Source organism: Psychrobacillus lasiicapitis, assembly GCF_006861795.1.
In the GTDB taxonomy this organism is placed as follows: domain Bacteria; phylum Bacillota; class Bacilli; order Bacillales_A; family Planococcaceae; genus Psychrobacillus; species Psychrobacillus lasiicapitis.
Genome location: NZ_VDGH01000012.1, coordinates 36,274 through 52,637 on the forward strand (window position 1 = coordinate 36,274; position 16,364 = coordinate 52,637).

16 protein-coding genes are annotated in these 16,364 nt (G+C 37.5%); all 16 read right to left on the reverse strand.

Annotation, left to right across the window (positions count from 1 at the left end):
- Nucleotides 1-8: 8 nt before the first annotated feature.
- Entirely contained in the window at nt 9-1,016 is a 1,008-nt protein-coding gene (locus tag FG382_RS18455; RefSeq protein ID WP_142540370.1) for an LLM class flavin-dependent oxidoreductase, read from the reverse strand.
- Between the two features lie 32 nt (nt 1,017-1,048).
- A complete protein-coding gene (locus tag FG382_RS18460; protein ID WP_142540371.1) occupies nt 1,049-1,801 on the reverse strand; it encodes an amino acid ABC transporter ATP-binding protein in 753 nt (250 codons plus the stop codon).
- Nucleotides 1,802-1,824: 23 nt separating this feature from the next.
- The gene (locus FG382_RS18465; RefSeq protein WP_142540372.1) at nt 1,825-3,153 is read right to left on the reverse strand and encodes an LLM class flavin-dependent oxidoreductase; all 1,329 of its coding nucleotides are present in this window, start codon (nt 3,151-3,153) and stop codon (nt 1,825-1,827) included.
- A 316-nt stretch (nt 3,154-3,469) separates the two neighbouring features.
- A complete protein-coding gene (locus FG382_RS18470; protein WP_142540373.1) occupies nt 3,470-4,357 on the reverse strand; it encodes a LysR family transcriptional regulator in 888 nt (295 codons plus the stop codon).
- 172 nt (nt 4,358-4,529) lie between these two features.
- Nucleotides 4,530-5,465, reverse strand: a complete 936-nt coding sequence (locus FG382_RS18475) for an exonuclease domain-containing protein (RefSeq protein WP_142540374.1) — start codon at nt 5,463-5,465, stop codon at nt 4,530-4,532.
- 75 nt (nt 5,466-5,540) lie between these two features.
- A complete protein-coding gene (locus FG382_RS18480; protein ID WP_142540375.1) occupies nt 5,541-6,056 on the reverse strand; it encodes a YflT domain-containing protein in 516 nt (171 codons plus the stop codon).
- Between the two features lie 132 nt (nt 6,057-6,188).
- Complete coding sequence (locus FG382_RS18485) at nt 6,189-7,187, reverse strand: HAAS signaling domain-containing protein (RefSeq protein WP_142540376.1); 999 nt, start codon at nt 7,185-7,187, stop codon at nt 6,189-6,191.
- The gene (locus FG382_RS18490; protein WP_142540377.1) at nt 7,174-7,521 is read right to left on the reverse strand and encodes a PadR family transcriptional regulator; all 348 of its coding nucleotides are present in this window, start codon (nt 7,519-7,521) and stop codon (nt 7,174-7,176) included. Before FG382_RS18490 ends, FG382_RS18485 begins: the two co-directional genes overlap by 14 nt.
- A gap of 950 nt (nt 7,522-8,471) precedes the next feature.
- Nucleotides 8,472-8,909, reverse strand: coding sequence for a YusW family protein (locus FG382_RS18495; protein WP_142540378.1), 438 nt, complete (start codon nt 8,907-8,909; stop codon nt 8,472-8,474).
- 86 nt (nt 8,910-8,995) lie between these two features.
- Nucleotides 8,996-9,223: a hypothetical protein gene (locus tag FG382_RS18500; RefSeq protein ID WP_142540379.1), complete on the reverse strand. Its 228-nt coding sequence runs from the start codon at nt 9,221-9,223 to the stop codon at nt 8,996-8,998.
- Between the two features lie 135 nt (nt 9,224-9,358).
- Nucleotides 9,359-10,357: a YecA family protein gene (locus FG382_RS18505; protein WP_142540380.1), complete on the reverse strand. Its 999-nt coding sequence runs from the start codon at nt 10,355-10,357 to the stop codon at nt 9,359-9,361.
- Nucleotides 10,358-10,636: 279 nt separating this feature from the next.
- Entirely contained in the window at nt 10,637-11,401 is a 765-nt protein-coding gene (locus FG382_RS18510; protein ID WP_142540381.1) for an SDR family NAD(P)-dependent oxidoreductase, read from the reverse strand.
- On the reverse strand, nt 11,401-12,345 hold the full coding sequence (locus tag FG382_RS18515; protein ID WP_142540382.1) for a 3-hydroxyacyl-CoA dehydrogenase family protein: 945 nt from the start codon (nt 12,343-12,345) through the stop codon (nt 11,401-11,403). The genes FG382_RS18510 and FG382_RS18515 overlap by 1 nt, the downstream gene beginning before the upstream one ends.
- Nucleotides 12,346-12,442: 97 nt before the next feature.
- Nucleotides 12,443-13,765: a GntP family permease gene (locus FG382_RS18520; protein WP_142540383.1), complete on the reverse strand. Its 1,323-nt coding sequence runs from the start codon at nt 13,763-13,765 to the stop codon at nt 12,443-12,445.
- A 113-nt stretch (nt 13,766-13,878) separates the two neighbouring features.
- Nucleotides 13,879-15,156, reverse strand: a complete 1,278-nt coding sequence (hisD, locus tag FG382_RS18525) for a histidinol dehydrogenase (RefSeq protein ID WP_142540384.1) — start codon at nt 15,154-15,156, stop codon at nt 13,879-13,881.
- A 108-nt stretch (nt 15,157-15,264) separates the two neighbouring features.
- A complete protein-coding gene (locus tag FG382_RS18530) occupies nt 15,265-16,251 on the reverse strand; it encodes a LacI family DNA-binding transcriptional regulator (protein ID WP_170206580.1) in 987 nt (328 codons plus the stop codon).
- Nucleotides 16,252-16,364: the final 113 nt, after the last annotated feature.

Consider the following 16,364-nt stretch of genomic DNA (forward strand, 5'->3'; position numbering starts at 1 on the left):
CTCCAATTTTATGCATGAATTGCTTGCTTCAATAAATTTTTCGGACTTAATAATTCAAAAGAGCGAAGTCGTTCTTTTGGATTCGGAATCGGTGTATGCAGGATAAATTCATCTACTCCGTACGTTTGATGAAACTCATCCAAAACTTCTTTCACTTGCTCCGGTGTTCCATAAATGATATTCGCCTCATATTGCTTTACTTCATACGCTTCCCCTGACTCTTTTCCAAACTTTTCTGCTTGCTCTATTGTTTGTAATGTTAGCGTACGACCACTCGCTAAATGAACTTTAATAATTTTTTGGTTGCTCGCAAGTTTCTTCGCTTCCTCTTCGGTAGGCGCTGTTATAACTGTTACTGAAACGATAAACGTTCCATTCGGATAAATCGCACGGTACGTACTTGCTGCTTCCTTTAAAATATCATTATCGCTATTTATAAAACGTGCAAAAGCAAAAGAAACTCCAAGATTTGCTGCTAGTTTTGCACTATTTGGACTTGCACCTAATAAATAGGTTTCTGGTTTTACAGGAGGTATTGGAGTTGCTTGAACACTAGCGAGCTCATGTGTTTCGGGTACATTATTATGCAAAAGCTGTTGCAAGAAAGCTAGTCTTCCTTCAAAGTCTTCTCCTGTATTTGCTGTTCCATATTGCAACGCTTTAGTAGAAAGAGGCAATCCACCTGGAGCTTTTCCAATACCAAGATCAACTCTTCCAGGCTCAAGCGTAGATAGCACGTTAAAATTTTCCGCTACTTTATAAGGACTATAATGCTGTAGCATAACTCCACCAGAGCCTACTCGAATGCTTTTTGTTTTTGCTAACAGATAAGAAACTAGTACTTCTGGAGATGAACCAGCTACTGTTTCTGAATTATGATGTTCTGACACCCAAAATCGTTCATATCCCCATTCTTCTGCCTTTTGAGCTAAATCTACTGTTTTCTGCAAAGTATCATAGTTAGATACGCCTTCAACAACCGGACTTTGATCTAAAATACCTAATTTATACCCCATAAACTCTCCTCCACTTCCAAAATACCTCGATATTAAATTGAATATTCTAGCTCAGGTGTCATCCTTTTCAGAAATTGTTTTGTACGGTCTTCTTTAGGTGTTCTAAAAATATCGTTGGGAACACCTTCTTCGACAACTACCCCATCATCCATGAAAATGACTCTATTAGACACTTCCCGCGCAAAATTCATTTCGTGTGTAACAATAATCATCGTGATACCTTCTCGAGAAATCTTCCGAATAACATCCAATACTTCTCCTACAAGTTCAGGGTCTAGCGCTGACGTTGGTTCATCAAAAAGAATAACTTCTGGATTCAACGCCAATGCTCGTGCAATGCCTACTCGTTGTTGTTGTCCACCTGATAACTGAAGAGGATAAGCATCTACTTTTTGCTCCAAGCCCACTTTTTTCAACATTTCAAGTGCAATTTCTCGAGCTTCTTTCACATTCACTTTTTGAACAATTACTAATCCTTCCATCACATTTTGTAAAACTGTTTTATGCTGGAATAGATTGTAGCTTTGAAATACCATCGCCGATTTTCTTCGTAATTGATACACATCTTTTTTATGCACTTTTTTAGAATGGATGGTAACATCGTCTATCGTGATAGTACCTTCATCTGGCCGTTCTAAATAGTTAAGACAACGTAGTAACGTCGTCTTTCCTGAACCACTAGGACCTAATATGGAAATGACGTCCCCTTTATCAATTTGTATATTTATTCCTTTGAGCACTTCATTCTTCCCAAACTTTTTATGAAGATTAGAAATGGAAATCATTTAATCCCTCTTCTCTTAATACATTAAACAAGTTGCTTAGCATATCGACTTTTCAAAAACGGAAGTCCTAAGTTTCCTCTTAAAGTGTCTGCTTCGTATTCTTCACGGTATAGCCCACGTTTTTGTAAGATTGGGACAACTTTTTCTACAAAATCGTCTAACGTGTGAGGCGCTTGTGTCGCAATGATAAAACCGTCTGCACCACGCTCTTCAAACCATTTTTGTACTAAATCTGCAATCTTTTCTGGCGTTCCTATAAATTCTGAACGTGGTGTCGCTTCTCTTAGTGCTATTTGACGAAGTGTAAGATTTTGCTCTTTTGCTTCTTGTTTTATACGGTCCGTATGACTTTGGAAGCTATTTTTACCGATGTCACCTAATTCAGGAAAGGCTTCATCTACCGGATATTGAGAAAAATCATGATGATCAAAGTAACGGCCTAAGTATGCCAAAGCTCTATCAATAGAAACTAGATTAGCAATCTCTTCATATTTCTTTTCTGCTTCTTCTTCCGTATCCCCAATAATTGGCGAAATACCTGGGAAAATATTTAACTGATCCGGGTTACGTCCAAATTCAATAGCTTGTTGTTTTACATCTTCATAAAAACTTTTAGCAGATTCTAGTGTTGGATGCATAGTAAAAATAGCATCTGCTCCTTTTGCAGCAATTGTCTTTCCTGCTCCTGAAGATCCTGCTTGAAATACTACCGGCTGCCCTTGCTTCGAACGTCCAATATTTAATGGCCCTTGTACCGAGAAATATTCACCTTTGTAATTCAGATGATGTAATTTCGAGGGATCGAAAAACACGTCATTTTCTTTATCTCCCACAAATGCATCATCATCCCAAGAGTCCCAAAGACCTCTTGTTACTTCCAAATATTCTTCGGCAATTTTATATCTTGTAGCATGATCGGGATGCTGTTCAATCGTTTTATTGTAATTCAATGCAGTGCTTTCTAAAGGTGTTGTCACCAAATTCCATCCTGCTCGGCCACCGCTAATATGATCGAGTGATGCAAATTGACGAGCAACAGTAAATGGTTCACTGTAAGAAGTAGAGACAGTACCAACTAAACCAATACGAGAAGTGACAGCAGCAAGCGCAGATAAAATAGTCAAAGGCTCAAAACGATTCAAGAAATGTGGAATGGACTTTTCATTGATAAATAATCCATCTGCGATAAATACCAAGTCAAACTTGCCTTCCTCTGCTTTTTGAGCTTGTTGTTTATAAAAATCTAAGCTTACACTCGCATCTGTTTGCACTTCTGGATGTCTCCATCCTGATATATTACCGCCAACTCCATGAATGATTGCACCAAATCGAATCTTTCTTTTGTTCGTCATGTGAATTCCTCCCATTTATCAATTACGCCTCGGCGTAATTGCGTCCAGATTTTGAATTGCGGATACGCAATTAACTCCATTCAAAATCTGTGACATCCGCCGGTGGCTTAACTTGAATCAGCATTTATTTTGTACATGTATTCCTGCATTCCATCCTTCTACTTCTAGAAGAGAGGTTCTTCTGATGATTCAAGTTAAACCTAGTTATCTGATACGATTAATATATATTTTATATTGAATCCTATGCTATCACTTTAAGTAGATGAATTGCAATACGTTTACTGATAGAAAAATTTATTGTATTGATAGAGAAAGTCTATTGGTAGGCTTGAAAATTCTCGACAGTTCGAGCGATATCTACCCATAATGGCCATTTTGCTACGTCTTGATTGGTATAAGTTAAAAAGACATGCTGCTTAATTTGAATTAAATGCGCCACGTCGATTTCGATCAATTCCCCTCTTGCTAGTTCATTCTTTATGCATAAATAAGGTAAAAATCCAATCGCACAGCGGTTTTTAATAATAGATTTGGCCACTTCTAGATGGTCTACTTGGAATTCAATTTTTGGTTCTACTTTTCCTACTTCGAACAATTTATGAATTCGATTCCAGTCAAAAGCGCCACATTCAAAAAACACCATTTGTTCTTCAGCTAATCGATTAGCTGTTATATTTTCTACATAATGCAAAGGATGATCTGGATAAACAACTAATCTTACAGAATTATCTAATAATTGTTGTTTTTGAAGTCCTTCATTGTTTGTATCCTTTATAAAAGCTATATCTACTTGTTTCTGCAAAAGCTTTTCTATTAAAATATCATTGGGTGCTGAGATAAATTTAAAACGTAATTGTGGATTTGCTTGTTTCCACAATGGTAATGCAAAAGGAATAAAGTATTGTGAAGTAATAGTATTTGCTCCAATAATTACTTCTTCATGCCCAGCTCTTTCCTTCATAATCTTTTTTCCTTCTTTATACGTTTGAATAATTTGTTCTGCATATGGTATAAATTCTCTTCCATGCTCCGTAAGCAAAAGTCCCCTGCCTTGGCGAACAAATAATTCCGTATTCAATTCCCTTTCTAATGTTTTAATCCTTGCAGTCACTGTCGGTTGGGACAAAAACAATGCATCCGCCGCTTTATGAATGCTTTTTAACTGCACGACATACATAAACGCTTCCAAATGATCGATATTCATTTTCTATCCCTCTTTTCTTATCTATCATCATAATCAAATTATTCCAAGTGGTAAAGTATGTTTTTGGAATTCAAAAAAACTAAGCCATTAGTATGTGGCTTAGTTGTTACTTTCTTATTAGAACTGTTAGTTCTCTGTTTCTAATTAGTTATCCTTTGTCTCTTTCTAGCGACTATTTCACCAATCTTAAAAAGTCTTGTTCTCCAACAATTTCAATAGGGTATCCCTTTTCAATTAATGCTTCTACTTTTTGCATTTTCGTGCTTTTAATTCCTTGCACATATTTATATAAATCCTGATCTCCAACTACTAGAAAGTTTGTTGTCGCATCTACTTGCCCTTTGCAAATAGCACCACAATTAGTTGCATATTGTGCAGCTATAGGTCTCGTCATAGCCACCATTTTTCCTGTGAATACAATATTCGCTCCGTAAAATGGGTGCTTTGTATTTAGAGGTGCACTTTCTGCCATGATTGATTGCAAAAATGCATCGCCAGAACTCTTTCTAGCGCGTGTCGTTTTCTTATTCGCCGAAGCAGGACTTCCTAATTTAAGCTTATGCAAAATAGAAAGCTCTTGGATGGAGTTTGTTTGTGTTTTTTTCATTGCTTCTAGAGCAATTAATGCGGATGCCCGTGCATCTTCTAGTGCATCATGGTGCCTTAGGCTAATACTTAAATAATTGGCGACGGTGGAGAGTTTATGATTGTACAAATTTGGCCAAACCTTTTTCGCAATTCGGTAAGAGCATCCATATTGAAAGTTCGGCTCTGACTCATGAATCCTTTTTAAAGAGTCTCGTAACACGCCGATATCAAAGCTTGCATTATGCGCAATAATCGTTTCGTTGTCGATAAACTGTTTAAAATTTGGCCAATACTCTTCAAATGTCGGTGCATCCTGTACCATATATTCATTAATCCCATGAATTTTCGTATTGTAATAATGAAATTCACTCAATGGGTTGATCAATGTATGCACTTCTTCTTTAATTTTTCCATTCATCACTTTCACTATGCCTATTGAGCAAACACTAGAGCGTACATTATTTGCAGTCTCGAAGTCTATCGCCACGAAGTCCATCTTATCCCACCTTGCTTTGTTCATATGCTTATTATCTCATAGATTATTAACTTTATAAAACCCCTTGCACTCATGCACAAGGGGGAGGTTGTTACTCTATTAATATAGTCTATTTCTATGTGGCATTTCATCTAACTTTTCTTGTAATTGCCTTCTTTCTTCATATTGCTCGGGGGAAATTCGTTTTTCTCCACCAACTAAGTAAGGATCTGTCGCAAATGTTTCTCCCCGCGCAAAACGATCTTGTGGCTCATCTAAGCGACCAATAGACGACTCGTCTGCAAATGTTAGCACATCCGTGTAGAGAACAATTGATCCTTTGGCTACTTCTCCTGCATAATAATCCGTTTCTTCTTCTGATAGATCTAGTCTCCGGAGCCCTTCTGTTATGGCATCCTCCCCAGTAAAGATGGATTTAAATTTATCCACAAACGTTCCAGCCTCATGAGTAGAAACATCGGAATGACGATTTAACGTATACAGATGGGAGCCTTCTTGAGATATTACATGTATGTCACTGTCCGCATAGCCTTGTTCTTGCAGGAGTTCCAACTTCTCATACATCTCTTCTTCTGAACGAGCTACTTCAATTCGTCGATTTGATTCAATGTCCATTGTATTTCCTCCTAGTTTTTCGTCTTGCTAAGTTTATACCCTCCTTTTGTCCTAAAATAACCCTTCTAGTTAGTTTTTAATAATCCTGTAATATTAGAAACAAAAAAGAAGAGTGTCCAAAAGCCACTCTTCTCACCCTCGAATTTTTGCTTTCCGAAACCCTTGCACTACATCAATCACAGCAAAAACGATCCACATTAAAATAAATCCCACTTTAACAGGGCCGTGAAGTTCAAAAGTAAAATGAAATAAATCCTCTAGATACTTGTAGAACTCTAGGTTGATCAAATTATCTTCATTAAATATAAGGATAAACACGACTGTAGAAACGACCGTTCGTACAGTATTCATAATGGCTACTTTTGTAGTCCATTGTGCAGCTATAAATTTATAAAAAACAAAAGCTACTTCTAAGAATAGTGCAAATAAAACAATCAACCAATAGGAATATAGGACATCCTGATTGAAAGTAGGTATTACTAACTGAAGTTTTCCTTGAATCTTTTCATAAACACCAATTAAATGAACCGCATTGAAATAGACAGCTACAAAGATTGCAATCCATAGCAGACTACCGAATATATCGACTTTAGAGATTTTCTTTTCTTTCTTAATGTACGGTATACTTTTCAAATCATCTGGTGTCCATTCTTTCCAGTTGGGGGTAAGCGGTGTCTTATCATTCAAGGCATCCGTACGCTCCAAAATAGCAAAGACTAATGTAATCCAGAAAAATGTCTGAATCAATGAACTGATCATTCCCCAAATACCATGCCCCAAAATAGTAAGAATTGTACCAAGTATGGCTTCCTCTCCATTATAGGAGATAATATTTTCTGTGATAACAACAATTAATGCGAGCATCGCCACTATTGGTATAATCATTTTCAATAAGGTCGCATACATATCAAAGTATCTTGGTCCTATTAAATGCATCGGACGATCTGCATATCCTCTTGCAAGCAATGCCGGATTCCCTAAACTTGTAAGAGCCCCTTTCACTTCTTTCTCCGAGTAATTATCGGGAAGCATATCCTCAATAGTTGACCTAAGTTCAAGCGCAATGTCCTCCCGATTCTTTTCAGGAATTCTGCGCGTTACTTCCTGTATATAAATATCAATCAGGTGCATTTTCCACATCTCCTTTCAATAAAGTTTGAAGTTCCAAAGTTGTTTTTTCCCATTCGGCTTGTAACTGTTCCAAAATTTCTTTTCCATATTCACTCAATACGTAGTATTTCCTCGGTCTACTTTCCGTTGTATCCCAGCTGCTTTCAACTAGTTCTTGTTTTTCTAAACGTCGAAGTAAAGGATATAACGTGCTTTGATCAATCGAAACGCTCGACTTTTCTAGGAGCTGAACTAAAGAATAACCATATTGAGGGGTTTTAAGCTGGCTCAAAACAGCAAGTGTCAACGTTCCTCTCCGTAATTCTGTTATCAATGAATTTAGTAATTTACTCATTTTCCACCTCACTTACTTATACTATATGTCGTACACTATAATTATACTGTGTATAATACACTATTATTTTATTTGCAGCAATATTTTTTATACATTAGACATGCGCAAGCACCTAAGGTAGAGGAATATAGACTACGTGCACCGCATCGTGTGTGTCTAGGGCAGCCCTTAGCCAACACAAGCAATTTTGTTTGCGAAGAACTTTGCGCAGTGCTAGGCGCTGGAGTTAGATTGGTACTGAGGATGTCCAATTTAGTGACTGGGAACGACACATGGACTAACGCACATAATAGGGAAACTGCGCGGTAGAATGTTTTATTAAGTGACCGCTAGGATTTTCGCTGCAGGCGGGCGCTTTCCGCGGGGCGGGCGGTGAGCCTCCTCGTCGCTAAAGCTCCTGCGGGGTCTCACCTGTCCCGCTTTATCCCGCCGGAGTCACCACCTTCCGCTACAATCAATAGGAATTTTCTTGCTCATTTAGTATCTGCATTTAGCAGGATAAAGCACGAATTATACAACCATTTATGGAGATAACTTCTCTTCATCAGTATCGCTTTTAAAAATAAACTTGTAACTTTATGAATTGATTGCATTCAATGGACAATTTGTTGCTCTAATACATTTAGTGGATTTGCACAATCGATAACCTGCTTAAAATTTTGTTTAACAAGTCGAGACAAATTAAATAAGCAATTACCACTGATTTTCGCTGTAGGCGGTGACTCCTGCGGGAATAGCGTGAGCTGAAGACCCCACAGGAGCGCAAGCGACGAGGAGGCTGAAGCCATACCCGCGGAAAGCGTACGACTGCAGTGAAAATCACGGTGGACACCTGGTAAAAATGGCACTCCTTATCTATTTGAATCAAGTTATCCGCATACCTATATCCTATATGGTTTCCTAACCAACAAAAAAAGCCGTGAATTTAATCACGACTCTGTTTCCTTCATTTATTTATGATCTGAAAATTCTTGATCGTCGCCATCCGAAAATTCAATTTCCAAATCAAATTCTGTATATTCCTCTACTCCAAAAGCTTTCGAAACCTTTTCAATCACATCTTCTTTACTCATATCTTTCGTTAGAGCTAGATCTTTGAAAATCGGTTCTAATTCAGCATAAGCCTCATCACCTGTCAAATTCTTAGATTCCAATTTATTTTCGTATTCAGCTTCCGTTTCGGATACATCCATATCAAACGAAGCATCAATTGCATCTTTTTGATCTGCTGTATCTATATCTAAATCAAAGGATTGAAATCCAAATTCATTTTGCATATCACTATTCGTCGGTGCATCTGTCACTTCTTCTTTATCGCCACATGCGCCGAGTAAAAGAGTCGTTGATAGCAATGCACTTCCGATAATCGAATACTTTTTAATTTTCATTCTAATTCTCCTCACTTATTGCGTAATTAACCCGTAAGATTAGTTATCTCCATTTTTTATGATGGATAAACATCGAATATGGATACTTACCCGGGATAGCGTTTTTCGCTTGATGATGTCGATTTTGTATGGTCTTTATCCTCTTCATCTTTTACTTGTTCATTTAATTCCTCTACTGGAATTGGATCCACGTTTTTCATCTGTTCATCTCTATCGAAAATACTTTGTTTTTCTGTGTTCACCAAATCAGGGTTATCTAATATACGACCAGCAATATCCTGTTTTTCACGATTTTCAGTTGGTTTCTTTGTCATATCAATCTCTCCCTTGATTGTTTTTATTTATCGATTGTTTTTATTTGTTTATCCTATTTTAAAAATGCTAAACATAAAAATAGAGTATGGGAATTATGAAGGTTCCCACACTCTATCTGTTGATAGTTATTCAGTTTACTTGGAGCTAGTCCAGTTTTTATAATACAAATTCAATTCATTATAGTATTTGTTCAATGAAGAAGTGGATACCTCAAATGATTCTGCAATTTCTTTAATTGTCATGTCTAGCGGTTCAAAAAAACCATTTTCCTGACCGAACCTAATAGCACCTGCTGAAATCGCAACTTCTTTACGTGCATTCGGTTGCTGTTCTACTAAATAGTCTTCCACTATTTCTAAAAGCTTTTGATAGTCTCTATTGTTTTTCTCTAGAAAATCTATCGCTACTTGAAGTACTCCAGCTTCAAAGTGCGTATATTCTCCGCCTTCGTACCCATTTTCTCCAAGTAAAGTCCATAACGTCGTGGCCTTCTCCTTCAAAAATGCCGGAGCTGATAATTTATCCTGAGCTTCGAACTGGCTAACAAAATCGGCAAATACGTTTTGATGATCTGTCGGGAAGAAGATTAAGCTAGAAATAGCTAAATAATGTTCTTCTTTCGATGTTCCATCTGGCAAGATGAAGCAATACATATGTACACCAACCGGCACTGGTTTCTCGCCTTCGCGTCTTAATCGAATCGTTTCTTTCGTCAAAATATGCACTACAGTCATATAATGATCGTCTACGTCTATTACTTCGCCCACGAACACACGTGGCTCCTTCCACTGTTTGATTGCATTCAATGTAGACGGTCGTACGATTTTCTTCCGTTGTTTTTCTAAATAGTTAGTCCATATTTCTGGCTTGTGATGGAAGAAAAACTCATCAAGCACGATGGCTTCAATCATTTCCATATCCAAGTATTGTTTTAACGAATCATTCCACTTTTCGACTAGTTCCTGGAATGCGGGTATATCTTTTCTTTCCGGATATTCATCATAAAATGTTTGTAAAATACGTTCTAGTTCTTCTGTTTGTACCTCTTCTATTGTAATGGTCTCTTTTGACTCACAACATTTTTTATATTTTTTTCCGCTCCCACATGGGCATGGATCATTCCGACCTATCATTAAAACACGTCCTTCAATAAGTTAAAAATTTGCTGAAGTCTTAGTTTATCATGTTTCGCATGAAATATTAAGGTACGAACGACTTGGGACATACTTCCAAGGAAAATGCCCCTCTCCATATAACTTCCACTTTCCTGGAAATTACAACTAGAATCTCGTTTTTTCCAACTAAACCTCTCGTTTTTCCAACTAAATGCATCAAAATTCCAACTAACAAATAAAGTGCTCTTGAGTCATTGACTTTAAGAGCACTTTTCAAAGCAATATACCTATTTCATATTAAATAGAAGTCCATCCACCATCTACTTTTAACGTTTCGCCTGTTACAAAGTTAGCTAGATTAGAAGCTAAATATAGAACTGCTCCGGATACATCTTCCGGTTTGGATAGCCCTTCTAATAAAATACGGCTGTCCACATCCTTTTTAAATGCTTCATCCGCAAACATCTTTTCCGTAAACTCAGTTTCCACGAATGTAGGTGCTACTGCATTCACTTTAATACCCAGCTTCGCCCATTCAACAGCTAAAGCCTTCGTCATTTGAACGAGCCCACCTTTACTTGAACAATATGCCGCTCGTTTATAATAGCCAACAAACGCCATTTGAGAAGCTATATTAATAATTTTTCCACTTTTTTGAGCAAGCATATATTTTGCAGCTGCTTGACTAGCAAAAAACGCAGATTTCAAATTCAAATCGAGCACAGTATCCCAGTCTTCTTCCGTTACTTCCATTGCTGGCTTTGCGATATTCACACCTGCATTATTTACGAGCACATCTACCGTTCCAAATCGGCTTGCTGCTTGGTCGATTAAATCCTTCACTACGGTAATATCACTCATATCTCCTTGCACAGCAATACAATTTTCATTGAATGCATGTAACTCGCTGAGCGCCTCATTCAAAGCTTTTTCACTTCGTCCGGAAATAACTACATTGGCGTTCAATTTAGCAAAAGTGAGTGCAATATCTTTTCCAATGCCTTTACTTCCACCGGTAACGATAACTGTTTTATTGGCTAATTCAGAGAAGAATGTTTCCATTATTTTCCCTCATTTCTTTTTATATCATTTTTTAAGAAATGAATAAGCGTTTGCTCACGCTCCGCATTTTTCTGCTCTGAGAAATCGGCATCCCAAGTATAAAAACCTTCTCCGTTTTTATCTCCCAATTTATTCTCTTCAACTAGATTCGAAAGTACCGTGCCTGACTTCTGATCCGTACTTAAATCTTCAAATAAATAATTGGAAATTGCTGAAAATACATCAAGTCCACCCATATCGGCCGTCATTAACGGACCTGTTACCGGCAAACGGCGTCCAATACTATATGTTACCGCTGCATCAATGTCTTCTTTTGTTGCAACGCCTGCATCTAGTAAAGACTGCGCTTCACGGAACAAAGCATATTGTAAACGGTTTCCGATGAATCCTGGAATCTCTTTGTTAAGTAATATTGGCTGTTTATTCATATCTTTGATCATTTGCATTGCTCGTTCTACTGTTTGTTCATCCGTTTTTTCCCCTTTTACGATTTCTACCAAAGGAATTAAGTGTGCCGGATTCCAAAAATGAGTGACAACAAAACGATTTGGATATTGCATCTCTTCTGCTAGTAAGCTTGGTTTAAATCCAGAAGTATTACTTGCAATAACTACTTCTTCACTAATCATACTTTCAATTTTTTTATACATTTCTTTTTTCATGTCCAACATTTCTGGAATAACTTCAAAGATAAAAGTAGAACCTGCAATCGTTTCTTCTAATGAAGTGGATAATACTATTTTCTCTCTAATCTGTTTCGCTGTAGCTTTATCAAAAACATCGTTATCTGTCATAACTTTTAATTTATTATGTAAGCCTTTTTCTGCATTTTCCAAGTCTTTATCATTAATACCATAAACCTTTACTGATTGTCCTGCCCAAGCAGCAGACAGTGCAATTGAATGTCCCATTGTCCCACAGCCAATAATTGATACGTTTTCCATATACTCCACATCCCCTTCATGTTTGTTATGTATAATGAAAAATGCCCAACAAACTTTAAAGCATATAGTTTGTTGGGCATGTGTTTACTTCTATTTCTTAAATTCCTAAGCCGAATGAGAATAATATAACAGCTAAAATAACACCTAGTAACGGCACTACTACTGTTAATGCCCCAAATGCAGGATATGCATCTTTGTGTGTTTCACCACAAATTGAACGGATTGTAGTTACAACATATCCACCTTGTGGCAATGAATCAAGTGATCCAGAAGAAATTGCAACTGAGCGGTGCAACGCCTCTGTGTTAACTCCTAAATCAATATAATGAGGTGCTAAAAGTGGTAATGCAATTGCTTGTCCACCTGAAGAAGATCCAGTAAGACCTGCAATAACTGCTACTGCAAGTGCTCCGCCAATTAGTGGGCTACCTGGAATATCCGTCATAAAGTCAACAGCCGATGTGAAGGAAGGTGTAGCTTTTACGACTCCACCGAAACCTACAACAGCCGCTGTATTTGCAATGGCTATAACAGCTCCTAAAGCCCCCTCACCAAATGCCTTACCAATATTATGGAAATATTTTCTGTTGATTAGATAAGTAGCTATAATACCACCGCTTAAAGCAATGATTAGAGCTGAAGTTCCTAAAGTATTGTGGAAGAAAAATGAAATGGCTAATACAACAAGTAAAGGAACCATACTTAGTAATGGGTCCGGCAGCTCCGAACGAGTAACCGCTTCTTCATCTGTATCTCTACCAACAAATCTCTCTCCTTGAGACATGGCTTTGGTAATCATTTTTTTTAGCCACCAGTAACCAAAAGCCATCATGAATACAGCAACGATAAAACTTACTTCCCAACCAGCATATGGAGTTGTCCCTAAAAATTCAATCGGGATCCAGTTTTGAATTTCAGGAGAACCCGCTGAAGTCATTGTAAAAGTTGTAGAACCAAAACCAAGCGCCGCTGGTATAAAGCGTCTTGGCAGATCAGCTTGTTTAAACAAGCTTAACGCCATTGGATAAACAGAGAACGCAACAACGAATAAGCTAACTCCACCATAAGTTAATACAGCACAGGCAATAACAACAGCTAACGCCGCACGTTTCATACCAATTTTGCCAACAATCCATTGTGAAACGCTTTCTGCCGCTCCGCTATCTTCCATTACTTTACCAAAAATTGCTCCTGCTAAGAACATTAAATACCAAGAACCTATAAAACCAGTAAACCCTGACATATAATTCGTTAAAAAGTTTGCTGCACCTTCTTCCGCGAGCTGCGGAAAAATTGGTAAGCCATTTAAAATTGCCACTAACAGTGCCATGAGCGGGGCGGCAATAAGAAGGTTCATCCCCTTCATCGTTAAATAAATCAGCAGTGCTAAGCCACCAAATAAACCAATCATCCCTAACATAACTTTTCCCCCAGTAAGCCTTTATCTAATTCGCCTTGGCGTTTAAAATCTGTGACACCGCCAGAAGCTTTGGTTTATTCTCGTGGGGGAGTTTCCCCACGAGAATAAGTCAATTATTTGTTACCGTATCTTCTTACACGTAGTAATGCTTGTTCAGCATGTCCTGCGAAGTTTTCTAATTGACATAAACGAGCTGCATATTCCCCAATGTAAGCACTTGCCTCAGGCGTAACTTTTTGATACGTAACGGTTTTGATAAATTTACCTACCCAGAGACCGCCAGTGTAACGTGCTGCACCTTTTGTAGGTAATGTATGATTCGTACCAATTACTTTGTCTCCGTAAGCTACATTTGTTTCAGGTCCTAAGAATAGGCAACCATAGTTCGTCATATTTTCAAGGAAGTAATTTGGATCTTCCGTTAAAATTTCAACATGTTCAAATGCTAGACGATCTGCTTCAATTCGAGCTTCTTCAATAGAATCTACTAATAGAATTTGACCGTAATCTTCCCAAGAAACGCGCGCAACATCTGCTGTTGGAAGTGTTTCTAATTGGCGTTCAATTTCCTTCACTGTTTCTTCTGCTAGTTTCTCAGAAGTTGTTATAAGCGCTCCTGGAGAAGTTGGACCGTGCTCTCCTTGACCAAGAATATCCGTTGCAACCATTTCAGCATCTGCCGTATGGTCTGCAACTACTAATGTTTCTGTAGGACCGGCAAATAAGTCGATTCCTACACGGCCATATAGTTGACGTTTTGCTTCTGCAACGAAAGCATTCCCAGGCCCTACAATCATATCTACTGATTCGATTGTTTCAGTACCAATTGCCATTGCAGCCATCGCTTGAATTCCTCCTAAAAGGTAAATTTCATCTGCCCCAGCTAAAGACATAGCAGCGATTGTAGCATGCGGAATTTCTCCATTTATCGGTGGTGTGCAAGCGATTACACGTTTAACTCCAGCAACTTTAGCAGTTAAAACACTCATATGTGCAGATGCTACCATTGGGTAACGACCGCCCGGAATATAACAACCTACACTGTTTACCGGGATATTTTTATGACCTAAAATAACACCTGGAATATTTTCCACTTCCACGTCATGCATAGAAGCAAGTTGTGCTTCTGCGAATTCACGAATATTTTTTTGTGCAAATTTAATATCTTCTATTACTTCTTGTGGAACTTGGGAAACTATTTCATTTATTTGAGATTCAGAAAGACGAAATGATTCCGGTGACCATTTATCGAATTTATCAGATAATTCACGAACTGCTTGGTCTCCTCTTACTTCAACGTCTTTCAATGCCTCTGATACTATTTGAGAAACCTTTAAATCGTTTGCACTAACCTCTTCTTGAGATTTACCTGCTTTTAATACTTTGACCATTATTTATTCCTCCTTTAGATTGTAAACGCATTCATTTCGTTTTTGCATACGTATGCAAAATATCCTTACGAGTAGATTATTCTAAATTCAGTGACAAGTCAATAAAAATTATGTAGTTTTTCGCACAATTAATGCTCCATTGACTTCAACGCTTTCAGTATATCCTGAGAATTCAACCATTTCAGTCATTAGATAATTTACAGTTTGTTCAACCATTTTTGTAATTGGCTGCTCCCAAGTCGTTAGATTATAAGTTGGCCATGAAGCCATTTCTATATTGTCGAATCCCACTATTTTTGTTTCAGCTGGAATCATAATGGAATTTTCTCTTAATGCATCTACAACGCCAAGGGCCATAATATCATTTGCCACAAAAATCCCTTCTGGTACTTCCTTTTCTGCAATAATTTTTTTCGCCGTTTTATAGCCACCTTCATATGTATAATCAGAAGTATATTTGTTAAGTGTTACATTATTTTTTTCAATTATGGAAGTGAACCCTTTTTCTCTATCTCTACTCGTAGATGTATTTGCATTCCCTGCAATATATGCTACTTTCGAACAACCCTTTTCGATTAAATACTTCGCAATTTTTTCACTTGCATCCAAGTTATTACAACAAACCGAATAGAATTGATCGTTATCTATTTTACGATTAAAAAGGACAAGGGGGACTTGATTCTCTTTAAAATCTTCGGTCACATTCAACGACAGAGAAGCATCTGTAATAATTACTCCAGCAACATTATAATTTCTTAACATGTCGATATCTTCTTTCTGTATTTCATCATTGTTTGTAGATACAAACAAAATGCTATAACCAAGTTTATTAAACGCTGTTGTAAATTGCTTTAAAACTTCTGGATAGAAAGGATTATGAATACCTTTCATCACCAATCCGATAATTTTTGTGCGGTTCGTAATGAGGCTTCTTGCAAATTCATTTGGCCTATACCCTAATTCTTTCGCTGCTGCTAATACTTTCTCACGAGTTTTGTTAGAAACCGATGCCCCTTCAAAGTAAACTCTCGATACGGAGGATTGGGAAACACCCGCAAGCTTTGCAACATCCTTTGCTGTAACATGATACTTCAATATTCTCACTACCTTTTTTCAGATATATTATTAAGACTATACTATGTATGCTTCACTTTTAAAATAGATTATTTTCTTAATTTTCAAGCCAACTTAAAACTAGTGTAAACATC